The organism is Mesorhizobium loti CJ3sym, assembly GCF_000472785.1.
Lineage (GTDB): Bacteria > Pseudomonadota > Alphaproteobacteria > Rhizobiales > Rhizobiaceae > Mesorhizobium > Mesorhizobium loti_E.
The window spans coordinates 123,531-145,520 of the sequence record NZ_AXAL01000021.1; the positions used below are offsets into that span (position 1 = coordinate 123,531).

General features: G+C 63.2%; 26 protein-coding genes and 1 pseudogene. 19 read left to right on the plus strand and 8 right to left on the minus strand.

Annotation, left to right across the window (positions count from 1 at the left end):
* Window positions 1-6: 6 nt before the first annotated feature.
* A complete protein-coding gene (locus A3A9_RS0126270) occupies window positions 7-666 on the minus strand; it encodes a phosphoribosylanthranilate isomerase (protein WP_027061307.1) in 660 nt (219 codons plus the stop codon).
* Window positions 667-778: 112 nt separating this feature from the next.
* Here A3A9_RS0126270 and A3A9_RS0126275 point away from each other — a divergent pair, with 112 nt between their 5' ends.
* Window positions 779-997, plus strand: coding sequence for a hypothetical protein (locus tag A3A9_RS0126275; protein ID WP_027061308.1), 219 nt, complete (start codon window positions 779-781; stop codon window positions 995-997).
* Between the two features lie 6 nt (window positions 998-1,003).
* Complete coding sequence (locus tag A3A9_RS0126280) at window positions 1,004-1,432, plus strand: T6SS immunity protein Tdi1 domain-containing protein (protein ID WP_027061309.1); 429 nt, start codon at window positions 1,004-1,006, stop codon at window positions 1,430-1,432.
* Window position 1,433: 1 nt separating this feature from the next.
* On the opposite strand, the gene A3A9_RS0126285 is transcribed toward A3A9_RS0126280, so the two are convergent.
* The 4 genes from A3A9_RS0126285 to A3A9_RS0126300 form a co-directional block, all read right to left on the minus strand.
* Window positions 1,434-2,192, minus strand: a complete 759-nt coding sequence (locus A3A9_RS0126285; RefSeq protein ID WP_027061310.1) for a M48 family metallopeptidase — start codon at window positions 2,190-2,192, stop codon at window positions 1,434-1,436.
* 99 nt (window positions 2,193-2,291) lie between these two features.
* Complete coding sequence (locus A3A9_RS0126290; protein WP_027061311.1) at window positions 2,292-2,774, minus strand: DUF2852 domain-containing protein; 483 nt, start codon at window positions 2,772-2,774, stop codon at window positions 2,292-2,294.
* Window positions 2,775-2,891: 117 nt separating this feature from the next.
* Window positions 2,892-4,034: a benzoate/H(+) symporter BenE family transporter gene (locus A3A9_RS0126295; protein ID WP_027061312.1), complete on the minus strand. Its 1,143-nt coding sequence runs from the start codon at window positions 4,032-4,034 to the stop codon at window positions 2,892-2,894.
* A 2-nt stretch (window positions 4,035-4,036) separates the two neighbouring features.
* A complete protein-coding gene (locus A3A9_RS0126300; RefSeq protein ID WP_027061313.1) occupies window positions 4,037-4,807 on the minus strand; it encodes an alpha/beta hydrolase in 771 nt (256 codons plus the stop codon).
* Window positions 4,808-5,029: 222 nt separating this feature from the next.
* On the opposite strand from A3A9_RS0126300, the gene infC reads away from it, so the two are divergent.
* The 9 genes from infC to A3A9_RS0126345 all read left to right on the plus strand — a co-directional run bounded on the left by infC (window position 5,030) and on the right by A3A9_RS0126345 (window position 12,476).
* Complete coding sequence (infC, locus tag A3A9_RS0126305) at window positions 5,030-5,566, plus strand: translation initiation factor IF-3 (RefSeq protein ID WP_082222224.1); 537 nt, start codon at window positions 5,030-5,032, stop codon at window positions 5,564-5,566.
* 178 nt (window positions 5,567-5,744) lie between these two features.
* Window positions 5,745-6,395 (plus strand): methyltransferase family protein, encoded by a 651-nt coding sequence (locus A3A9_RS0126310; RefSeq protein ID WP_027032563.1) that lies wholly within the window; start codon window positions 5,745-5,747, stop codon window positions 6,393-6,395.
* Window positions 6,396-6,577: 182 nt separating this feature from the next.
* Window positions 6,578-6,781, plus strand: a complete 204-nt coding sequence (rpmI, locus tag A3A9_RS0126315) for a 50S ribosomal protein L35 (RefSeq protein ID WP_006201248.1) — start codon at window positions 6,578-6,580, stop codon at window positions 6,779-6,781.
* An 88-nt stretch (window positions 6,782-6,869) separates the two neighbouring features.
* Entirely contained in the window at window positions 6,870-7,271 is a 402-nt protein-coding gene (gene rplT, locus A3A9_RS0126320; protein WP_023672281.1) for a 50S ribosomal protein L20, read from the plus strand.
* Window positions 7,272-7,383: 112 nt separating this feature from the next.
* Window positions 7,384-8,514 carry a phenylalanine--tRNA ligase subunit alpha gene (gene pheS / locus A3A9_RS0126325; RefSeq protein WP_051371169.1) on the plus strand — a complete coding sequence of 377 codons (1,131 nt, stop codon included), beginning with the start codon at window positions 7,384-7,386 and terminating at the stop codon, window positions 8,512-8,514.
* Complete coding sequence (locus A3A9_RS0126330; RefSeq protein ID WP_027061315.1) at window positions 8,511-8,933, plus strand: ASCH domain-containing protein; 423 nt, start codon at window positions 8,511-8,513, stop codon at window positions 8,931-8,933. The genes pheS and A3A9_RS0126330 overlap by 4 nt, the downstream gene beginning before the upstream one ends.
* Window positions 8,934-9,007: 74 nt before the next feature.
* Window positions 9,008-9,430 carry a GFA family protein gene (locus A3A9_RS0126335; protein WP_027061316.1) on the plus strand — a complete coding sequence of 141 codons (423 nt, stop codon included), beginning with the start codon at window positions 9,008-9,010 and terminating at the stop codon, window positions 9,428-9,430.
* Window positions 9,427-11,835, plus strand: coding sequence for a phenylalanine--tRNA ligase subunit beta (pheT, locus tag A3A9_RS0126340; protein WP_027061317.1), 2,409 nt, complete (start codon window positions 9,427-9,429; stop codon window positions 11,833-11,835). The genes A3A9_RS0126335 and pheT overlap by 4 nt, the downstream gene beginning before the upstream one ends.
* A 38-nt stretch (window positions 11,836-11,873) precedes the next feature.
* Window positions 11,874-12,476: a nucleotidyltransferase family protein gene (locus A3A9_RS0126345; protein WP_027061318.1), complete on the plus strand. Its 603-nt coding sequence runs from the start codon at window positions 11,874-11,876 to the stop codon at window positions 12,474-12,476.
* Window positions 12,477-12,675: 199 nt separating this feature from the next.
* Here A3A9_RS0126345 and A3A9_RS0126350 read toward each other — a convergent pair whose 3' ends face one another.
* Entirely contained in the window at window positions 12,676-13,671 is a 996-nt protein-coding gene (locus A3A9_RS0126350; RefSeq protein ID WP_027061319.1) for an aldo/keto reductase, read from the minus strand.
* A 96-nt stretch (window positions 13,672-13,767) separates the two neighbouring features.
* Between A3A9_RS0126350 and A3A9_RS0126355 the strand changes: the two genes are divergently transcribed.
* From A3A9_RS0126355 to dapA, 7 genes and pseudogenes are all read left to right on the plus strand, one after another.
* Window positions 13,768-14,658: a LysR family transcriptional regulator gene (locus A3A9_RS0126355; RefSeq protein WP_027061320.1), complete on the plus strand. Its 891-nt coding sequence runs from the start codon at window positions 13,768-13,770 to the stop codon at window positions 14,656-14,658.
* 57 nt (window positions 14,659-14,715) lie between these two features.
* A pseudogene (locus tag A3A9_RS43000) lies at window positions 14,716-14,874 on the plus strand (YceI family protein); the annotation flags it as partial.
* A 123-nt stretch (window positions 14,875-14,997) separates the two neighbouring features.
* Window positions 14,998-15,984 carry a Gfo/Idh/MocA family protein gene (locus A3A9_RS0126365; RefSeq protein ID WP_027061321.1) on the plus strand — a complete coding sequence of 329 codons (987 nt, stop codon included), beginning with the start codon at window positions 14,998-15,000 and terminating at the stop codon, window positions 15,982-15,984.
* A 72-nt stretch (window positions 15,985-16,056) separates the two neighbouring features.
* A complete protein-coding gene (locus A3A9_RS0126370; RefSeq protein ID WP_027061322.1) occupies window positions 16,057-17,715 on the plus strand; it encodes an FAD-binding dehydrogenase in 1,659 nt (552 codons plus the stop codon).
* A 189-nt stretch (window positions 17,716-17,904) separates the two neighbouring features.
* Window positions 17,905-18,096 carry a hypothetical protein gene (locus tag A3A9_RS39510; RefSeq protein WP_033838801.1) on the plus strand — a complete coding sequence of 64 codons (192 nt, stop codon included), beginning with the start codon at window positions 17,905-17,907 and terminating at the stop codon, window positions 18,094-18,096.
* Between the two features lie 16 nt (window positions 18,097-18,112).
* Window positions 18,113-18,334, plus strand: coding sequence for a hypothetical protein (locus A3A9_RS39515; protein WP_152536183.1), 222 nt, complete (start codon window positions 18,113-18,115; stop codon window positions 18,332-18,334).
* Window positions 18,335-18,795: 461 nt separating this feature from the next.
* Window positions 18,796-19,749, plus strand: coding sequence for a 4-hydroxy-tetrahydrodipicolinate synthase (gene dapA, locus A3A9_RS0126385; protein WP_027061323.1), 954 nt, complete (start codon window positions 18,796-18,798; stop codon window positions 19,747-19,749).
* On the opposite strand, the gene A3A9_RS39520 is transcribed toward dapA, so the two are convergent.
* Complete coding sequence (locus A3A9_RS39520; RefSeq protein ID WP_051371174.1) at window positions 19,708-20,034, minus strand: hypothetical protein; 327 nt, start codon at window positions 20,032-20,034, stop codon at window positions 19,708-19,710. The two genes, dapA and A3A9_RS39520, sit on opposite strands and share 42 nt — an antisense overlap.
* Before the next feature lie 642 nt (window positions 20,035-20,676).
* A complete protein-coding gene (locus tag A3A9_RS0126395; protein ID WP_027061324.1) occupies window positions 20,677-21,615 on the minus strand; it encodes an alpha/beta hydrolase in 939 nt (312 codons plus the stop codon).
* A 155-nt stretch (window positions 21,616-21,770) separates the two neighbouring features.
* On the opposite strand from A3A9_RS0126395, the gene A3A9_RS43010 reads away from it, so the two are divergent.
* Window positions 21,771-21,990, plus strand: a 220-nt coding sequence (locus A3A9_RS43010) for a helix-turn-helix domain-containing protein (RefSeq protein ID WP_430515895.1), incomplete at its 3' end; no start/stop codon positions are given.

A 21,990-nucleotide genomic window follows, 5' to 3' on the forward strand; every position in this document is an offset into this window, starting at 1 on the left:
AATTGTTCAGGCGGCGCGGTCGTCGCGTGCTGCCCTGACGGCCCGGAAAAACTGTTCGATCAGCGCCGGATCCTTGACGCCCGGGGCGCTTTCCACGCCCGAGGAAATGTCTATTCCGGGTGGGTTGGCAAGCCGAAGGGCATCGCCGATGTTGGCGGCGTTGATCCCACCGGAAAGCATGTAATCGACGCCGGCGTCAAGGCCGGCAAGGATACGCCAGTCGAAGGCGACGCCATTGCCGCCCGGCAATACGGAGCCCTTTGGTGGCTTGGCGTCGAACAGGAATCGGTCGGCGACGCCGATGAACGGCTTGATCCGGTCGAGGTCGGCAGCCTCGCTGAGCGGCAGCGCCTTCATCACCGGCAGGCCGCAGCGGGCCTTCAGTTCGGCCACACGCTCCGGTGTTTCCGAGCCGTGCAACTGGAGCATATCGGGCTGCATGGCCGTGACGATCTCATCCAGGAAGGCGTCGCTGGCGTCGACCGTGACAGCGACCGCCAGGGCCTTGCCGCGCGCCGCTTCGCGCAGACGCCCGGCTTCCGCCGGCTCGACATAGCGGGGGCTTTTCGCAAAGAAAATAAAACCGACATGGCTGGCGCCGCGGGCCAGCGCCGCGGCCATTGCCTGGTCGGTCTTCAAGCCGCAGATTTTGATATCGAGCGCCATGGCGCGGGAATTGGCATGAAACGCGCCAAGAGTCGAGAAAAAGCATGCTGTTTGCCGGCACGCCCAAAGGCGCTACCTATGGATAGACAGCTTGCCAGGCGGGAGAAAGATCATGGCCGACAGAACCGTTGCCGAACTCAGACAGAAGATCGCGCAGGCGCATGAGGTCATCGCGCATCTGATGGACAAGGCCGCCTTCAACGGTGCCGAAGCGCACCGCGCGCTGGATTATTTCGGCAGCGACGCTTTCGACGATAACTTCCTGCCCTGGCCGCACCATGGCGACGAAGGGTTGCGGCCGGATGAACTTAATGCGGCGAATGACGATTGATCTACCATGCTTCAGATCGCGATGCCGTGCGAAGAAATCGATTGTTCCGGCCTATTCGACGCTTGGGTTTGGCGGATACCAGCCACCCATTCGCCATTGATGATCGGCCACTTCGGGGACACGGTTTTTGGCGCGCCGGACGGCTCTCACTGGTTACTGTCAATATTGGATGGCGATTACCAGCTGATCGCGCGAAGTCCTGCGGACTTCAATCTTCTGAACAAAAATCCGCAAAATATGGACGACTGGTTTTGCTGGAACTGGGCTGCGATGGCGTTCGAAAATGGAATCGTGCCGAAGGAAGGCCAATGCCTGGGATGGAAGATCGCCCCCGCCCTGGGCGGCCGCATAGGGATCGAGGAAATCATGATCTACCCCCGCAGGGCTTACCTGAGCATTCAGGGCCAGTTGCTCAGGCAAGTTAATCAAGCTTAGCTTATTCGAACACGATCGCCTGCAGCGCGCCGCCATTGCGCTTCAGCCAATCCTTGCAGCGGTCGGTGTCGGGGCAGAGTTTTTCGCACAATTTCCAGAATTTCGGGCCGTGGTTCATCTCTTTGAGATGCGCCACCTCATGCGCGACGAGGTAGTTTATAACAGGCTGCGGCGCCATCATGATGCGCCAGGAGAAGGACAAATTGCCCTCCGAGGTGCAGGAGCCCCAGCGGCTGGACGTATCCTTGTAGCGGATCGCCTTGGCGCGCTTGCCGAGCGCCTCGGTGTGCTTGATCACCAGCTTCTCGATCTCCTTCTTGGCCTCGCGCTTCAGGAAATCGGCGATGCGGCGCGGCAGATGTATGCGGTCGCCATGCACGATCAGCAGCGGTCCGCGCTCATCGCGCGACACGGTGACGGTGCCGCGCTTTGACGACTCATGGACGATGCGGTGTGGCACGCCGCGCACCGGGATCTTGATGCCCGGCCGCACCTGCGGGCGCGTCGGCACCTTGGCCAGCCGCTGCTCCAGCCAGTCCTGGTGGCGTTCGAGGAACCGGTCCACCTCGCCGCGGCGCAGGCCCGGCGGCACGGTGATGCGCAGGCCCTGGCCGCCGGAATCGATGCGCAGCGTCAGGCGCCGCGCCCGTGCGCTCTCGACGATCTTGAGCGGCAGCGTGCGGCCGGCGACACAGTACTCACGCTCGACGACAGGCGTGGGTTTGGGCTTCGTCAGATTGCGGAAGAATCCGATGGTCATGGCGGGACGATACGCGATTCGAGAAAAACGACTAGAACAAAAAAGAAACGGCGCCGCTCGCGCGACGCCGTTTTTTACGTCAGGCCTTGTCGCCGGGCCTTAGTCGTCAAGCAGGTTCGAACCCTTGCCACGCTTGGTGGTGGTCGTTCCGGTGCTCGGATCGGTCTTGGCCGGTGCGGTCGACTTGTTGCGGTTCGCCATGAAGCGATCGAACTCGTCCTGATCCTTGGCGCGGCGCAATTCGCGGGCATACTCGTCGAACTGCGTCAGCATCTCGTCGAGCTTGCGGCGCTCTTCGTTCAGGCGCTCAAGTTCCTTTTCGCGCCAGTCGTCGAACGCGACGTTGCCAGTGCGAGCGGCGCCATTGCCCCAGCGCGCGGCCTTGTCGGAACCACGGCGGCAGCCGGCGAAGATGCCGTCGGTGGCGCGGTTGACGTCACGCTTGAAGCCGTCGAGCCGGTCGCCCCAGATGATATAGGCGAGCATGGCGAAGCCGAGCGGCCAGAACACCATGAAACCGATCACCATCAACGCGATGGTCGCCGGGGTCCAGGCCGGGCGGATCAATGCAGATGTGTTCATTTTCTCCCATTCCTTCGGTTGGAGACAGCCAAACCCGGCTGCGTGGAATCGAAATGGGAAAGAGAAAACGGCGATTCAAGACAATGCTGGCCAAAACCGGACAAGGGTTTGAAATGATTATCGCTTTTTAAGCATATCGAGGAAAAGCACGACCAGCCCGGCAATCAGCCCCCAGAATGCGGCGCCGACGCCGAACAATGTCAGCCCGGAGGCGGTGACGACGAAGGTGACGGTGGCGGCCATACGATCACCCTCGTCCTTCAGCGCGATTGCCAGCGCGTTGGCGAGCGACGCCATCAGCGCCAGACCCGCCACCAGCACGATCAGGCTCTGCGGCAGGACGGCGAAGATCGCCACCAGCGAGGCGCCGAAAATCGCGAAGATGAGATAGGCAAGCGCATAGAACGGCCCGGTCTTCCAGCGCTCGGCCGGGTCGGGATGGACATCTGGACCCGTGCAGATCGCCGCCGAAATGGCAGCAAGATTGGTGGTCGAGCCGCCGAACGGTGCCGACAGCAGCGAAAACAGGCCGGTGATGCCGATCAGCGGGCCGGGCTCGGGCTGATAGCCGGCGGCGCGCAGCACGGCGAGACCCGACAGGTTTTGTGAAGCCATGGTGACGAGGTAGAGCGGCAGCGCTAGGCCGATGATCGCCTTGGCGGTGAAATCAGGTGTGATCAGCGTCAGCGTCGACAGTTCGGGTGTCGGCAGGCCGCCGACACGGCCGGTGAGGAACGCGGCGAGACCGCCACCGATCAGCACCGCCAGCACCGACAGCGCCGGATTGAACAGGCGGATAATGAAGAAGGCCGCGATCAGAGGCAGGATCAGCCACGGGTCTACCGGGATGGTCTTGACCGCATTGAGGGCGAAGGTGACGACGATGCCGGCCAGCATGCCGGAAGCGACGGAAGGCGGAATCCTGGAGATCAACTGCGTCAAGGGCCGAAACAGGCCGGTGGCGATCAACAGGATGGCGGTGACGATGAAGGCGGCGACCGCCTCGCCGATCGAAAAGCCGCTCGATGCCGCCATCAGCGCCAGGCCCGGCGTCGACCAGGCTGTGATGACAGGCATTTTCGTGCGCCAGGACAGCCACAGGCTTTCGATCGCCATGGCCAGGCAAACGGTTGTCACCCAGCTTGCCGTCTGAATCTGCGTCGCACCGACCGCGTGGGCGGCAGCAATGACGATGGCCAGCGTGCCGCCGAAACCGACGATGGCCGCGACAAAGGCCGAGATCGGGATGGAAAGGCGCATCGTCACTTGCCCCGCCCGGCCATGTCGCCGACCGCCCGCACCAGCATGTCGAGGTCCTGCGACCGCGACAGGCGGTGGTCGCCGTCGGGAATGAGCGACAGCGTGACATCGTCGGCCGGGAGCAGGCTGACCAGCTTCAGCGCGTGGCTCGACGGCACGTCCGCATCGGCCAGGCCCTGCAGGATGTGGACCGGGCAGTGGGTGTCGATCGGGCCGGTCATGACCCGGTTGTTTCGCCCGTCCTCGATCAGCGCACGCGTGTAGATATAAGGCTCGGCGGAATAGTCGGATGGCTCGGCGAAAAACCCCTTTTCGGCAAGGTCGCGCTTTTGCGCCTCGGTCAGCACCGGCTCGACCAGTTCAGAGGTAAAATCCGGCGCCGGCGCCAGCAGCACCAGGCCGACCACCTTTGCGTCGCCCACCTTGCGCAGTTCCTGCACCATCCGCAGCGCGATCCACGCGCCCATCGAGGAGCCGACCAGAATCTGGCTGCCGCTGGTGAAACGCCGGAAGACGGCAAGGCTTTGCGACAGCCATGTCGAAATCGTGCCGTCGGCAAAGGCGCCGCCGGATTCGCCGTGGCCCGAATAATCATGGCGCAGAAAGGCACGGCCCTCTTTTGCCGCCCAGTCCGACATCGTCTGCGCTTTCGTGCCCAGCATGTCCGACTTGTAGCCGCCCAGCCAGACAATGCCGGGCGCTGAGCCCGCAGTATGGCGCACCGCGATGCGTGTTCCATCAACATCGAGAAAGGTTGGGGGCGTGGCGGTCATGGCTATTTCCTCAGGCCGCTCTTTTGGCACGGGGTTCTTGTGACACAGCCACAGGCGTGGCGAAAAGTGCTCGCGCTGCTTCTTTGTTTGGTACAGGCCAGTGATCAGGGTGATTTTCTGTCAATGCTGTGCTATTGACTCCGCCCGCGCGCTCACCACATTGGCGCGTCCAGACATCAGACCGACAAAACCCGGAACGAAACGGCCAAGGAGACCACGACCATTCGCAGACCTTTCAAAGCAGCGGCGCCGACCAAGGATGGGCCGCGCTCCAACCGTGATATCCGGGTTCCCCGGGTCCAGCTTATCGACGCCGATGGCCAGAACCGCGGCGATACTTCCATCAACGACGCGTTGCTGTTGGCCGAAGAGGCCGGGCTCGATCTGGTCGAGATATCGCCCAATGCGGTGCCCCCCGTCGTAAAGATCCTCGATCTCGGCAAGTTGAAATACGCCAACCAGAAGAAGGCGGCCGAGGCGCGCAAGAACCAGAAGGTCATCGAGATCAAGGAGATCAAGATGCGCCCGAACATCGACAGCCATGACTATGAGACCAAGATGAAGGCGGTGCGCCGCTTCTTCGAGGAAGGCGACAAGGTCAAGCTGACGCTGCGCTTCCGTGGTCGTGAGATGGCGCATATGGAGCTCGGCATGCAGCTTCTGAACAAGGTGCGCGAGGAAGTGGCGACCATTGCAAAGGTCGAGGCGGAGCCGAAGCTCGAAGGCCGCCAGATGATGATGGTGCTGGCGCCGCGCTGAAGCGCGCCGCCAGCGATTGCATCAGATCACGGCGTGGTCACGTTAAGGTTAGGCGTGGTCATCTCGCGTAAAATCCGCCTGAATTGTGTTACAGGCCGTCCCGGCGATTGGCGGGACGCCTGTTTGCCAGCAAAAGCTGCGATCGCCGGCTCAGCTTCTCGACGATCGGACTCCTGACATGGTCGAAGACGTAAAATCCCCGGATGCCAAGCCCTTGAAGCACGAGCTGGGCAACTACCAGCAGATGCGCCGGCTGGTGCTTGCCGTGCTCGTGGTGGTGCTGTTCCTGGCGCTGCTGTTCGGGCAATCGACCTTTCCGCCGGATACGCCGGTGCACGAGTCGATCGAGATGTTCGGCGTGCTGCTGATTTTTCTAGGTATCTGCGGGCGCCTCTGGGCGACGCTTTACATAGGGGGGCGCAAATCCTCCGAAGTGGTGACGGGCGGGCCCTATTCGATCACCCGCAATCCTCTCTATGTCTTCTCGACCGTGGCCGCGGCCGGCGTCGGCGCGCAGATCGGCTCCTTCTCGGGCATCATCCTGTTCGCACTGCTTTGCGCGGGCGCCTTTCACATCGTCATCCTGCGCGAGGAAAAATTCCTCAAGGTGGCGCTCGGCGCGCCCTACCAGGCCTATCTGGACAAGGTGCCACGCTTCTTTCCCAAACTCTCGCTTTACGAGGAAGGCGATACCGGCAGTTTCAAGCCGCGCCTGCTGCTCACCACGCTGCTCGACGGGCTGGTATTCCTGATCGCGCTGCCCGCCTTCGAACTGATCGACGGCGCCCAGCTGTCGGGCATGCTGCCGGTCTGGTTCACCCTGCCCTGACCGGGGACAGAGCGTCGCACGGCTTCAGGTGTTGCGCGCTGGCCATCTTTGACGTATAGGACCGCCGTTCAAGAAAACCGCCCGGCAGGGCATGCCGTGGCGGTTTCATTTGCTTTTCGGGCTTTGGTCGGCCTGAAGCGAACAAGAAGCGCGATAGTGCGCCAACGAGACGGAGTAGCAAAATGCCCAAGATGAAGACCAAATCGGCCGCCAAGAAGCGGTTCAAGATCACAGGTACGGGTAAAGTCCTGTCGGCTGCGGCCGGCAAGCGTCACGGCATGATCAAGCGTTCCAACAAGTTCATTCGAAATGCCCGCGGCACGATGGTTCTGGCTGAACCGGATGGCAAGAAGGTCATCAAGAATTTTCTGCCGAACGGCCTCTAAGGCATTCGGTCCGGACACGCATCAGTTTTACGCAATTCGGAACGGAAAGCCGCCAGGCACCTGGAATTGCTTTTAAGGAGATCATGACATGGCACGCGTAAAGAGAGGCGTCACCTCGCACGCCAAGCACAAGAAGGTCCTGAAAGCCGCCAAAGGCTTCTACGGCCGTCGCAAGAACACCATCCGCATCGCCAAGCAGGCGGTGGAAAAGTCGATGCAGTACGCGTATCGCGACCGCAAGAACCGCAAGCGCTCGTTCCGCGCGCTGTGGATCCAGCGCATCAACGCCGCGACGCACGAGCATGGCCTGACCTATGGCCGCTTCATCGATGGCCTCAACAAGTCGGGCATCGAGATCGATCGCAAGATCCTGTCGGACATGGCCATCCACGAGCCGCAGGCTTTCGCAGCCCTGGTCGCCAAGGCCAAGGTCGCGCTCGAATATCTGAAGAACACCACGCCGAACGCTTTTGAAAGCGCTGTCGCCTAAGACCAGCGCTTCCCAAGCATTCGCAATTCTGATTTGGGGAACCCGCGCTGGCACGGCTGGCGCGGGTTTTTCTTATGCCTGATGTAACCAAAATGGTGACACCGAAACCAAAATGGTGCCGGTCGCCGATCGAGAGAGTTTCGCCGTGAACGCCACCGCTGGAAATCTTGAAACCCTGGAAGCTTCACTGCTGGCCGACATCGCGTCGGCAGCCGATGAGCCGGCCATCGAAGCCGTGCGCATCGCTGCCTTCGGCAAGAAGGGCACCGTGTCCGAGATGCTGAAGACGCTCGGCGCCATGACCACCGAAGAGCGCCAGCTCAAGGGCCCTGTCATCAACGGTCTCAAGAACCGCGTTACCGAGGCGCTGACGGCCCGCAAGGCCGAATTGAAAGACGTAGCGATCGCCGCCCGCCTTGCCGCCGAAAAGGTCGACGTGACGCTGCCGGTGCGGCAGTCGCCAGCCGAGCGCGGCCGCATCCATCCGATCAGCCAGGTCATCGACGAGATCGCGGCGATCTTCGGCGATCTCGGCTTCGCCATCGCCGAAGGTCCCGATATCGAGACCGACTATTACAATTTCACCGCGCTGAATTTCCCAGAGGGGCATCCGGCCCGCGAGATGCACGACACCTTCTTCTTCCAGCCGGACGAGAAGGGCGAGCGCAAGCTTTTGCGCACGCACACCTCGCCGGTGCAGATCCGCACCATGGAGAAGCAGAAGCCGCCGATCCGCATTGTCATCCCGGGCAAGACCTACCGCCAGGATTCGGACGCCACCCACTCGCCGATGTTCCATCAGGTCGAGGGTCTGGTGATCGACAAGACAGCCAATGTCGCCAACATGAAGTGGGTGCTGGAGGAGTTCTGTAAGGCCTTCTTCGAGGTGCCCTCTGTCAAGATGCGCTTCCGGCCGTCCTTCTTCCCGTTCACCGAGCCAAGCCTCGAGGTCGACATCCAGTGCGATCGCTCGCGGCCCGGCGAAGTGCGCTTCGGCGAAGGCTCCGACTGGATGGAGATCCTCGGCTGCGGCATGGTGCACCCCAACGTGCTGCGCGCCGGCGGTCTCGATCCCGACGAGTATCAGGGCTTTGCCTGGGGCATGGGCATCGACCGCATCGCCATGCTGAAATACGGCATGCCGGACCTGCGCGCCTTCTTCGACGCCGACGTGCGCTGGTTGTCGCATTACGGCTTCAGGCCGCTCGACATGCCGACATTGTTCGGAGGCTTGAGCGCGTGAGCGGAGCTGCCGATCCCTATGCGGACGCAGTGACCTTCCGCTTCGGCGACAGTCCCGAACTCGCTGACGCGTTGCTGGCGCTGGTAATGTCGGGACGCAAGACCGCGACCTGCGGCGCATTGCGTGACTATGGCGGCGCCGAGCCGGCGCCGGAGGTGGGTCGCCGCGATGTCGTGCTCGATGGCAGCGGCCGGCGCGCGGCGGTCATCGAGACGGTCGAGGCGATCGTGCGGCGCTTCGACGAGGTCGACGCCGACTTTGCCCGCGACGAGGGCGAAGGCGATCTGAGCTATGAATACTGGCACGAAGCCCATCGCGCCTATTTCGAGCGCAATGGCGGCTTTTCGCCAGACATGAAACTGGTTTGCGAACGCTTCCGTCTGGTCGAAGTGTTCGCTGAAGAAGACGCGAAAGTGTGAGACGATGAACTGCTATCAGAGCTGTGCGGCTTCCGGCCGCTCGACATGTCGACCCTGTTCGGGGGCCTGAGCGCATGACAGCGCCCCACACTGGCGGCTGCCGCTGCGGCGCCGTGCGGTTCGAGGTTTCCGTCGAACCGCACCACGTCAGCTATTGCCATTGCGGCGATTGCCGGAGGGCGAGCGGCGCGCCGGTATCGGCGTTTGTCGGCTTCCTGATCGACAAGGTGGCGTTTACGGGCAAGGCGCTGAAGATGTACGAGAACGGGCCGGTGACGCGCTCGTTCTGCGGCATCTGCGGCTCGCCGATCGCCTATGTCGACGAGCGGCTGGAGGACGATATCTACTTCATGCTCGGCGCGATGGACATGCCGGCCGATTTCGAACCGACGCAGCATGCCTATGTGAGTGAGCAGCTTCCTTTCCTGCATATGTCCGACGAGCTGCCAAGACATCTGAAAACAAGCGTCAAAAGACCAGACGGAACAATCCAATGAAATTCACCCTCTCCTGGCTTAAGGATCATCTCGAGACCGATGCCTCGCTTAACGAGATTGTCGAGCGGCTGACGTCGATCGGCCTCGAAGTCGAGCATGTCGACGACAGATCGAGCCTGAAACCCTTCGTCATCGCCAAGGTGCTGACGGCGGTGCAGCATCCCGATGCCGACCGGCTGCGGGTGCTGACCGTCGACACCGGCAACGGCAAGCCGCCCGTGCAAGTGGTGTGCGGGGCGCCGAATGCCCGTGCCGGCCTGATCGGCGCCTTTGCCGCGCCCGGCGCCTATGTTCCCGGCATTGACGTGACGCTGACGGTCGGCAAGATCCGTGGCGTCGAAAGCCATGGCATGATGTGTTCCGAGCGCGAGCTGGAACTGTCGGACGAGCACAATGGCATCATCGATCTGCCCGAGGATGCGCCGGTCGGCACCAGCTTCGCTGCCTACGCGCATCTCGACGATCCGCTGATCGAGATCAATTTGACGCCGAACCGGCCCGATGCCACCAGCGTCTACGGCATTGCCAGGGATCTTGCGGCAAGCGGGCTCGGCACGCTGAAAAGCGCTGCGGTCGCGGCCATCCCCGGCAAGGGCGCGACGCCGGTCAAGGTGACGATCGAGGCGCCCGAGCTTTGCCCGGGTTTCGCCTTGCGCCTGGTGAAGGGCGTGAAGAACGGCCCGTCGCCGAAATGGCTGCAGCAAAGGCTGATCGCCATTGGCTTGAGGCCGATCAGCGCGCTGGTCGACATCACCAACTACGTGACCTTCGATCGCGGCCGGCCGCTGCATGTGTTCGATGCCAAGAAGGTTGCCGGCAATCTCGTCGTGCGTCGCGCACGCGACGGCGAGAAGGTTCTGGCGCTCGATGGCCGCGAGTACACGCTGACGCCTGAGATGTGCGTTATTACAGATGACAATGGCGTCGAGTCGATCGCCGGCGTCATGGGCGGCGAGCATTCCGGCTGCGACGAGAACACGACGGACGTGCTGATCGAATCGGCGCTTTGGGATCCGATCACCACGGCCCGCACCGGCCGCACGCTCGGCATCATCACCGATGCGCGTTATCGCTTCGAGCGCGGCGTCGACCCTGAATTCATGGTTCCCGGTGTCGAGCTGGCGACCAGGCTGGTGCTTGATCTCTGCGGTGGCGAGCCAACCGAGACCGAGGTCGTCGGCTATGTCGGCCACAAGCCCAAGATCGTTTCTTTCCCATTGTCGGAAGTGACGCGGCTGACCGGTATCGAGGTGCCGGGCTCGACAAGCCTCGATATCCTGTCGCGCCTTGGCTTCAAGCCGCAGGGGTCGGGCGATGTCGTCGATGTGGCGGTGCCGTCCTGGCGCCCCGATGTCGACGGCAAGGCCGATCTGGTCGAGGAGGTCATGCGCATTCACGGCGTCGACAATATCGCGCCGCAGCCACTCGGCGCGCATGATGCGGTCAATTCCAAGATCCTGACGACGCTGCAGGTCCGCACCCGCACCGCCAAGCGGGCGCTTGCCGTGCGCGGCATGATGGAGGCCGTCACCTGGTCGTTCATTCCGGCCAAGCATGCCGAACTGTTCGGCGGTGGCCAGACGGCGCTCAAGCTCGCCAACCCGATCGCCGCCGACATGTCCGACATGCGGCCATCGCTGCTGCCGGGGCTGATCGCCGCCGCGCAGCGCAATGCCGACAAGGGCATTGGCGATGTGGCGCTGTTCGAGGTGTCGGGCACCTATGAAGGTGACGGCGCCGACCAGCAGCGGCGCGTGGCCGCCGGCGTGCGCCGCGGCACCGCCAAGCTCGACGGCTCGGGCCGCAACTGGGCAGGCAATTCCGGCCCGGTCGGGGTGTTCGACGCCAAGGCGGATGCGATCGCGGCACTCGAAGCCTGCGGCGCGCCGGTCGACCGGCTGCAGATCGAGGCTGGCGGCCCGGCCTGGTACCATCCCGGCCGTTCCGGCACGATCAAGCTCGGGCCGAAGACCGTGCTCGGCACCTTCGGCGAATTCCATCCGAAGACGATGGAGGGGCTTGATGTTTCCGGGCCGTTGTGCGGCTTCGAAGTGTTCGTCGACGCCGTGCCCGAGCCGAAGGCCAAGCCGACGAAAACCAAGCCGAAGCTGGAACTCTCCGCCTTCCAGGCGGTGAAGCGCGACTTCGCCTTTGTCATCGACAAAACGGTCGAGGCCGGCACGCTGGTGCGCGCGGCGTTGGCCGCCGACAAGAAGCTGATCACTGGCGTTTCGGTGTTCGACATCTTCGAGGGTGCGTCGCTCGGCGCTGACAAAAAATCGATCGCCATCGAGGTGTCGATCCAGCCGGTCGAGAAGACGCTGACCGACGAGGATTTCGAGGCGCTGGCCAAGCGCATCGTCGAGAATGTCGGCAAGCAGACGGGTGGTGTTCTGCGCGGCTAAAACTTGCGAGCAGATGGCGAATCATCCTCCAAAGGGTGATGGACCATCTGCGCTATTCCGGGCTCTCGTTCGAAGCCCAACGTGTGGCGTTTCTCGACATTGTGTCGGGGGATCCGCTCGTCCGCGACGCGCTGATACGGGCTCACGCGCTGGCTCTGCCGGACTGGCTGGTCGTATCCGGCGCGCTTTACAACAGCGTCTGGAACCATCTGACCGGCAAGCCGTCGGGCTACGGCATCAAGGATGTCGATCTCTTCTACTTCGATGACGGTGATCTGTCCTACGAGGCCGAGGATGCTGTCATTCGCCGGGCAGCGGAGCATTTCGAGGGGCTGGCGTTGCCGGTCGAGGTGCGTAACCAGGCGCGGGTGCATCTGTGGTATCCGCAGAAGTTTGGCCAGCCCTGCCCGCGCTACACCAGCGCCAGCCAATCCGTCAGCTATTTTGCTTCGAAGACGCATGCGGTCGGGGTGCGATACGACGCCGACGGGCAGCTGGAGCTGGTGGCACCGTTCGGGCTCGATGATGTCTTCTCGTTTCGCATCACGCCAAACCGGGTGATGGATAATCAGCGGACGCATGAAACGAAGGGGGCTCGTGCAAAGGCCAATTGGCCGGAGATTGTTGTTGTACCTTGGTGAGTGGATGTCGGCGCGAGGCACCCCCCTCTGCCCTGCCGGGCATCTCCCCCTCAAGGGGGGAGATCACGCACACCGCCGATTTCGCCAATTATCAACGCCGCAAGATGAGCGGGACGGCAAAGCTGCCAATCTCCCCCCTTGAGGGGGAGATGTCCGGCAGGACAGAGAGGGGCGTCTCGCGCCAACGTTTGTTCGCGGCTCACCCATTCACCAGCGCCAGCAACTCCTCCGTATAGCGCTTGCCCATCACCTTATCCGGCGACAGCGCGTCACCAATCGCCACCACCTCAGCGGCACTCAATTCAATTGCGGCCGCCGCCGTGTTCTGCTCGAGATGGCGGATCTTTCGCGCGCCGGGGATCGGCACGATGAAGTCGCCCTGATGCAGCACCCAGGCCAGCGCCAGCTGTGCCGGGGTGACGCCCTTTTCAGCCGCCAGCCTTTCCAGCGTGGCGATCACCTTGGCATTGGCTTCCATGGCCTCGGCCTGGAAGCGCGGCAAGGTGCGGCGCCAGTCGCCATCGTCAAGCGTTTCCGGCTTGGCGATGGTGCCGGTCAACAGGCCACGCCCGAGCGGGCTATAGGGGACGAAGCCGATGCCGAGTTCGCGGCAGACGGCGAACACGTCGTCTTCCGGGTCACGGGTCCACAGCGAATATTCGCTCTGCACGGCCGCGATCGGATGCACGGCATGCGCCCGGCGGATGGTGGCAGCACTCGCCTCCGACAAGCCAAGCGCCCGCACCTTGCCTTCGCGCACCAGTTCGGCCATGGCGCCGACCGTGTCCTCGATCGGCACGTTGGGGTCGACGCGGTGCTGGTAGTAGAGGTCGATGACTTCGGTGCCCAGCCGCTTCAGCGAGGCTTCGGCCACCGCCTTGACGTGCTCGGGGCGGCTGTCGACGCCGGCCATGCGGTCGAGGCCCGTGCCTTCCTCCAGAATCTTGAAGCCGAATTTCGTGGCGATGGTCACCTTGTTCCGAACGGACTTAAGCGCCTTGCCGAGCAGGATCTCATTTTCGTAGGGGCCGTAGACTTCCGCCGTGTCGAAAAAGTTGACGCCGATCTCGACGGCGCGGTGCAGCGTGGCGATCGCTTCGGCCTCCGGCTGGCCGCCATAGGCGAAGCTCATGCCCATGCAGCCGAGGCCGACGGGATAGACGTTCAGTTCAGTTCCAAGCTTGCGGGTTTGCATCACGCGTCTCCTTGTTGTGATGGCTAGGAGATAGCGTCTTGCCTTACGTTCGATAATCGGCTCATCTGCGCACGGGCTGTTCTCAGAAATAGATCAATGAATCGAGCACATCTTTCGCAGCTGGCGGTGCTGGCGACTGTCGCCCAATGCGGCAGCTTTCGTGGCGCGGCCAGGGAATTGGCCATTGCGCCATCGGCAGTCAGCCACGCCGTGTCCAGCCTAGAAGCGCGGCTTGGCGTGCGGCTTCTGGCGCGCAGTACGCGCAGCGTTGCGCCGACCGAGGAAGGCGCGCAGTTGCTGGAGCGATTGCGGCCGGCGCTTTCCGAGATCGACCTGGCGCTGGAGACGGCGGTCGAGGCGCGTGACCGGCCAGCCGGGAATCTGCGGCTCAGCGTGCCGCGCACGGCCGCGCATCTGGTGCTGACGCCGCGGCTTGGCGCCTTTGCCAGGGCCTATCCCGACATCGTTCTAGAGATCGTCATCGAGGACCGCTTCACCGATGTGGTGGAAGGTGGTTTCGATGCCGGCGTGCGGCTTGGCGAGAGTCTGCAGCGCGACATGATCGCGGTGCGCATCGGGCCGGACATGCGCGGCGCGGTGGTCGGCGCGCCATCCTATTTCGATGCCATGCCCAAACCACGCCACCCGCGCGGCCTTGCCGACCATCGCTGCATCCGCTTCCGTTTCTCCAGCGGCATTCTCTATCGCTGGGAATTCGAAAAGGACGGCGAGGCTATCGAGATCGCGGCGCAAGGGCCGCTGATCCTCGACGAGGACCATCTGATCGCGCAAGCGGCGGTCGACGGCGCAGGACTTGCCTTCGTCTTCGAGCCTTATGTGCAGGCCCCGCTCGCCGACGGCAGGCTGATCCGCGTGCTGGAGGACTGGTGCCCGTCTTTCGAGGGGTTCTTTGTCTATTATCCCAGCCGCCGGCAGATGCGCCCAGCGCTGAGAGCGTTTGTGGATTTCTTTAAGACAGGCCGCTAGTCCGTCCGCCCGCAAGGTGGAGGGTGAAGGCCGCTGGAAGAAAGCTCGATCCGTATCGACAAATTCACCGCCGAGCTTGGCGGCCTCAAGGGCGGCACGATCAAATTCCATGTCACCGGCAAGGTGCTGAGGTCGCGCTACGGCATGGATGTCGGCACGCCGATCTATTCCAACATCGTCGATTTCGACATGACGCTGACGGGTAAGCGCAGCTGACCCAGGGGTAAGCGGAGCTAACCCGGGGGCAAGAGGGGCTGCCCCAGGGTCAGCCTCCGGTCATTGGCTTTTCCGCAGATTTCAGGCAAATCTCCTCGCCTGTAATCGATAGGGAGAAGCGTGATGTTCCGATGGGGTGTTCTGTCGACGGCCAAGATCGGCCGCGAGCATTTGTTGCCGGCAATGGTCGAGGCCGAGAACGGCGTGCTGTCGGCCATCGCCAGCCGCGACCTGTCGAAGGCCAAGGCTCTGGCCGAACGTTTCGGCGCGCGTCATGCGTTCGGCTCCTATGAGGAGCTGCTTGCCTCGAAAGACGTCGATGGCGTCTACATCCCGTTGCCGACATCGCAGCATGTCGAATGGACGGCGAAGGCGATCGAGGCCGGCAAGCATGTGCTGGTTGAAAAGCCGCTGGCGCTCGACGCCAAGGATATCCTGCCGCTGATCAAGCTGCGCGACGCCAAGAAGGTGCTGGTCTGCGAAGCCTTCATGGTCATCTACCACCCGCAATGGATCAAGGTGCGCGACCTCATCGCCAGCGGCGCTATTGGCCGGCTGCGCCATGTGCAGGGCGCGTTCTCCTACTACAATGTCGACCCCAACAACATGCGCAATCAGCTCGACCTCGGCGGCGGCGCGCTGCCAGACATCGGCGTCTACCCGACGGTGTCGACGCGGTTCTCGACCGGCAAAGAGCCCTTGCGCGTGCAGGCAACGATCGAGCGCGACAAGACATTCGGCACCGACATCTACTCCTCGATCCGAGCCGATTTCGGCGACTTCGAACTGTCCTTCTATCTGTCGACGCAGATGGCCGCGCGCCAGGTGATGGTGTTCCACGGCGAGAAGGGTTTCATCGAAGTGTTCTCGCCCTTCAATGCCGGGCTCTACGATCATCACCGCGTCGAGCTGCACAACCAAAACCACACCGAAGCACAAGTGTTCCGCTTCCCCGGCACGCAGCAGTACCGGCTGGAGGTCGAGACCTTCGCGCGCACGGCGCGGGGCGGCAAGGAGCGTGTTTTCACGCTGGAGGAGTCGGTGCTCAACCAGAAGGTCATCGACGCCATTTTCCGTGCCGGCGGCAAGGACGGCTGGGAGGCTGTCTAACTCTTAGTTTGACGCAATTCCGGACGGAAAACCGCCTGGAATTGCGTTAGCCGGCTAATCCTGGGAGGAAGAATGGCTGACGACGCGGACGTTATCATTGTCGGTGCCGGCCTTGCCGGGCTGGTTGCCGCCGCCGAGCTTGCCGAGGCCGGCAAGAAAATCATCATCGTCGACCAGGAGCCGGAACAGTCGCTGGGCGGCCAGGCGTTCTGGTCGTTCGGTGGGCTTTTCCTCGTCGATTCGCCGGAGCAGCGGCGCATGCGCATCCGCGATTCGCATGATCTGGCGCTCGAGGACTGGATGGGCACCGCCGCCTTCGACCGGCCGGAGGATTTCTGGCCGCGCAAATGGGCGGAGGCCTATGTCGGCTTCGCCGCCGGCGAGAAACGCTCCTGGCTGCTGCAGCGTGGCCTGAAATTCTTTCCCATCGTCGGCTGGGCCGAGCGCGGCGGCGGCAATGCCATCGGCCATGGCAATTCGGTGCCGCGTTTCCACATCACCTGGGGCACAGGCCCCGGCGTGCTCGAACCGTTTGTCGTGCGGGTGCGCGAGGCGCAGAAGCGTGGATTGATCCGCTTCAAATTCCGCCACCGGGTCAATGAACTGACGCGGACGGGCAACGGCGTTACCGGCGTACGCGGCGACATTCTCGAGCCGAGCACCGTCGAACGCGGCCATAAGAGCTCGCGCGAAATTACAGGCGATTTCGAGCTGCATGCGCAAGCGGTGATCGTCGCCTCCGGCGGTATCGGCGCCAACCATCAGCTGGTGCGGGAAAACTGGCCCAAGCGGCTGGGTGCAGCACCCAAGCGGATGATCACCGGCGTGCCCGACCATGTCGACGGCCGCATGCTGGCCATCACCGAAGCCGCCGGTGGCTCGATCATCAACCGCGACCGCATGTGGCACTATGTCGAGGGCATCAAGAACTGGGCGCCGATCTGGACCGACCATGCGATCCGAATCCTGCCTGGCCCGTCCTCGCTGTGGCTCGACGCGCGTGGAAAACGCCTGCCGGTGCCGCTCTATCCCGGCTTCGATACGCTGGGCACGCTCAACCATATCATGAGCACCGGCTTCGATTATTCCTGGTTCATCCTGACCAGAAAAATCATCCAGAAGGAGTTCGCGCTGTCGGGCTCCGAACAGAACCCGGACCTGACCGGCAAAAGCTGGCGCCAAGTGCTCGGCCGCGCGACATCAGGCATTCCAGGCCCGGTGAAAGCCTTCATGGAGAAGGGCGAAGACTTTATTGTCGAGACCGACCTTTCGAAGCTGGTGGCGCGCATGAATGCGCTGGCCGGCGGCGAGCCTCTGCTCGAGCTTGCCCAGGTCGAGCGCGAGATCCGCGCCCGCGACAGGCAACTCGACAATCCGTTTTCCAAGGACATGCAGATCACCGCGCTGCGCGGTGCGCGCGCCTATCTCGGCGACAAGCTCATCCGCACCGCCAAGCCGCACAAGATGCTCGACCCGGCCAATGGCCCGCTGATCGCGGTGCGCCTCAACATCCTGACGCGCAAGACGCTGGGCGGCTTGCAGACCGATCTCGACAGCCGCGTGCTGGGCGCCGATGGTCAGCCGGTGCCCGGGCTCTTCGCCGTCGGCGAAGCCGCCGGATTCGGTGGCGGCGGCGTGCATGGCTATGCCGCACTGGAAGGCACCTTCCTCGGCGGCTGCATCTTTTCCGGCCGCAGCGCGGGCCGGGCAGCAGCGGCCTCGCTGGCGTGAAACGACGCCACCGCCGTCGCCTGAGGTCCTATACGCCCGTGCGATAAACATATGACTTTTTTATATTTTTCAGATTTTGCCCGCCTCGAATACAAATGCCGATGCTTTTATCTTTCTGAGTGCAGCCGGTCCTGAGCCGCTGCAGGCAGCCGTCACCTCGTGGCGGCACCAGAAAGAAGGAAGTCTGCGATGTTCCTCTCAGACGGGCTCTATCTGCCCACCCATCGTCCGTTGCCGGCGTCGCAAGTCGAACAGATCAGGCGTGCGGCCACCAGCAATCGCCGGCCTGCCACCCTGGTCGCGCCGTTCACACCGACATGGTGGCTTCTGGTCGTCGGCGCCTTGGTGGCCGCCGCAGCGATCGCTGCCCAGCTTTCCTGAAAAGCAGGAGATGACAATGCAAAGTTCCCCTGTTCCCCCTGACGCAACCGCCCTTCACCGCTTCGTCGTCGGACGTGATGGCGAAGGCCACTGGATCGCACGCGACGAAGAAGGCCAGACCGGCGGCGTTTTTGCCGACAAGACTTCCGCTGTCCGTTTCGCCACCATAGAAAGCGGCCATCGGGCCGGAGCGATACGCTTCGCCCCGGCAAGTGTGCGGCTTTCCCTATTCAATTGAGCCGAGCCGGTTCCGCACTGACCGGAACGATCTGGCCATGGACAATTCCAACAAAATCGCTGAGCCCAACAGTGCCGATCTCGCCGGTTTGCTTGATCGCGTGCCGAATGTCGGCAGGCTGCTTGAGCACCACCTCTGGGAGGCAGCGCGCGCCCTGTCGCTCGACAGATCATCCCGGCAGGGCTGGCGATTTGCCGGTCTGGTGGAGGCTGGCGCCACGCTCGACGCCGTCCTCCTGCTCCTCGCCTCGTCGAAGCCGGAGCGTTCGGTGTCGGCCATCAGCCGGGACGGCGAACGCTGGTTTTGCTCCATTCAAGTCACACCCCCAAGAACAACGGCCGGAGCCGTCACAATCGAAGCGGACCACATCGATCTGGCTGCCGCGCTGCTGTCGGCCCTGCTTTCCTCGCACCTCATGAAAACGGTGCATCCAAGAATTCATCCAGGAGACTCTGATTGCCATGACCCCAGAACAAGCCCGAATGCGCCTGACCGGAGCGATGACCGCGCTGGTAACGCCGTTCACCGATGGCGAGGTCGATCTGAAGCAGCTGACCGCACTGTTGCGCTGGCAGATCGAACAAGGGATCAACGGGCTGGTCCCATGCGGCACCACAGGTGAGGCCCCGACCCTGTCGTGGGAGGAGCGCCTCGACATCATCGCGCTGTGTGTGAAAATCGCCGGCGGCAGGGTGCCGATCATTGCCGGCACCGGAACCAACAGCACAGAGACGACGATCGCCTTTTCGACGGCCGCCGAAGCCTTTGGTGCCGACGCCGCCCTCATCGTGACGCCTTACTACAACAGGCCGAGCCAAGACGGGATCTTTCGCCATTTCGAAGCGGTTGCGGCCAAGGTCAGGATACCGATCATCGTCTACAATGTGCCGGCACGAACCGGCGTCGACCTGTCCGAGGAGACGATCGAGCGGCTGGCACAGATTCCGACCATCATCGGCATCAAGGATGCCACCGGCGATGTGAGCCGGCTGTCCACCCTTCCGGCTGTGCTCAGGCGCCGCTTCATCTGCCTTTCCGGCCATGACGCGACGTCGTTCGGCTTCAACACGATGGGGGGGCGCGGGACGATCTCGGTGATCTCCAATGTCGCGCCGCGGCTGTGCGTGGAGATGCATGATGCGTGCCGGCAGGGCGACCACCACACCGCGCGGGCCATCCATCATCGCTTGCGGCCGCTGATCGCGGCGCTTGAACTGGAGAGCAATCCCGTGCCGGTCAAATATGCGCTAAGCTTGGCGCTTGGCATGAGCCCGGATGTCCGCTTGCCGATGACAGCTGTTCGCCCTGAAACCGCAACTGCGATCCGAGAGGCGATGTTGGGGCTGAGCGAGGCTGGATTCAGGATCGGCCAGTCAAGACCGGCGGCGGCCGCGAATGCGCAGCGCCAGTTCTGACAGGGGCCTGCGCACCTCGCCATCAGCGGCATAGACCAGTCCGGGCTGGACGATCCATTCGCCAGCCCGGAGCGCTTCGGCATCGAAGCGTCCACTGGCGTCGCGCGTTGCAACACCGACAAAATGGTATCGCCGGCCTCTTGCATCAACGACCGTATCGGCGATGGAGTGACCGGCGAGTCGGCCGATGATCGCTCCCTCTTCTCTAAGGTTTGCCAGGACGAAATACTCCGTCGGCATCCTGCGGCTGGCCCTTGAGGTCAGCCAGACTGAATGTAATCTCATGGTCGTCCGAAGCCAGTCGTTCCGGCCGCCGGTCAAACGGCGGTCCGGAATTACATAGTCGCTGGCTGCATAGGAATTCGAGAGCAGGTTTTGGCCTTAGATATAAAGGCCGCATATGCCCTGCCCCGCCGTCAGGGATTGCGGCGCGGACGGCGCGGCTCGATGCAGTCCGGTGACGGCGCCGTCGCCGGGCCGCCAGCGCAGTCCGGGCCGCCGGGTTGTATGTCCGGCCGGGGCGCGCAGTCGATTGCTGGTCCGCCGCAATCAGGCCTTTCGGGCCTGTCTGGTCGATCGGGCCGGTCGGGGCGATCTGGCCTGTTCGGCCAATCGGGTCTGTCGGGGCGATCAGGCCTGTCTGGTCTGTCGGGGCGCCATGGCCTGTCCGGCCTCCATGGCCTGTCGGGTCGGTGGTCACGGTCGCGCCAGTGATGCTCGCGCCAGGGCCGGTCACGGTAATCGTCCGTGTCGACACATGCGCTGAGCGTCGCAGCGCAGATGATGAGCGCCAACGCGCTTGCGAACCTGGTCATGTCTGTGATGTCCTGCTGTCGGTCAAACCCAGCGTGGTCTGCACCGCCTGCATTGCACCTGCATTACGCGTACCTATCCGAGCACGCCCAACTCACGGGATAGGGAAAACGCTCACCAGAGCCAGGCGCCCCGTCCGAGCGCAGCAGCCGCATCGACGATCCGCGTGAAACTTTCGCGGGCTCGGCCGACTGTGTGCCGGGCCCTGAGATAGCCGTGCACCAAGCCCGGCTCCTCGAACCAAGTGGCCCGCCCGCCCGCTGCGATGACAAGGTCACGATAGGTCTCGCCGTCGGACGATAGGGGGTCACACTGCGCGGTGATCAGCACTGTCGGCGGCAAATTGGCGAAGTCGGCGTCGGCCAGCGGCGCCAGCGTCGCACCATCGCTGCGATCCTGCCCGCCGGTGCGGATATGCTTGTAGAATTCGAGATCGCGCATGGTCAGCATCGGCGCTTCGGCGTGTGTCACGTAGGAGCCTGTCGAGCGGTCGCCGCCGAGACCGGGATAGATCAGCACCTGGCCGACCGGCCTTTTCGCGTGGCCGCGCGTGGCGTGGCTGACGGCGGCGCAGAGATTGCCGCCGGCGCTGTCGCCGCAGAGCAGGATGGGGCGATCACGGGTGGACGCCGCCCATGCGAAGGCGCTCATCGCATCGTCGAAGGCGGCTGGATGCAGATGCTCCGGCGCCAGCCGGTAGTCGACCGAAATCACCTCGTAACCAGTGCGGGCACAGAGCTCGGCGCAGACATCGTCATGGCTGTCCAACCCACCGAGGATGAACCCGCCGCCATGGACATACAGCACCGTCGCCACGGGTTGCGGGGTGCTTCGGTAGAGACGAATCGGAATGTTATGCGTTGATGTCGTCACGCAAGAGGTTTCGACCGTCACGCCTTCTGGATAGCCGGCAAAGAACTCCCGGCACATACGGTCATAGATCGCGCGCTGCTGGGCGATCGTGTAGTCGATCGTATCGGGCGGATAATAGGAATTGGTGCGCTCGATGAAGGCCCAGGTCTCGGCGTCGATGAGCTTGGTGTAATCGGTCATTGCGTCTGGACCGGCTTGAAAGGTTGAGCCCAGGCGCCCCCCTCTGTCCTGCCGGACATCTCCCCCTCAAGGGGGTGTTTGGACCGGAGACATCGCGAACAGGTGTGCGAAGACATCGCGAACAGTTTCGTGCGCTTTGCGCGGGGAGGTTCGTGTTGCCATTCGAGGCCAGGAGCGTGATGAACCAGAAGGAAGAATTTGTGCGCCTGGCGCTGGCGCCGGGTGCGAATGTGAGTGCGCTGTGCCGTCGCTTCGGGATCGGCCGGACCTGCGGGCACAAGCTGATCGCGCGCTTTCGCGCGCAAGGCGAGAGCGGGCTTGCGGAGCGTTCGCGGCGACCGGCATCGAGCCCACGACGCAGTCTGCCCGCTCTGG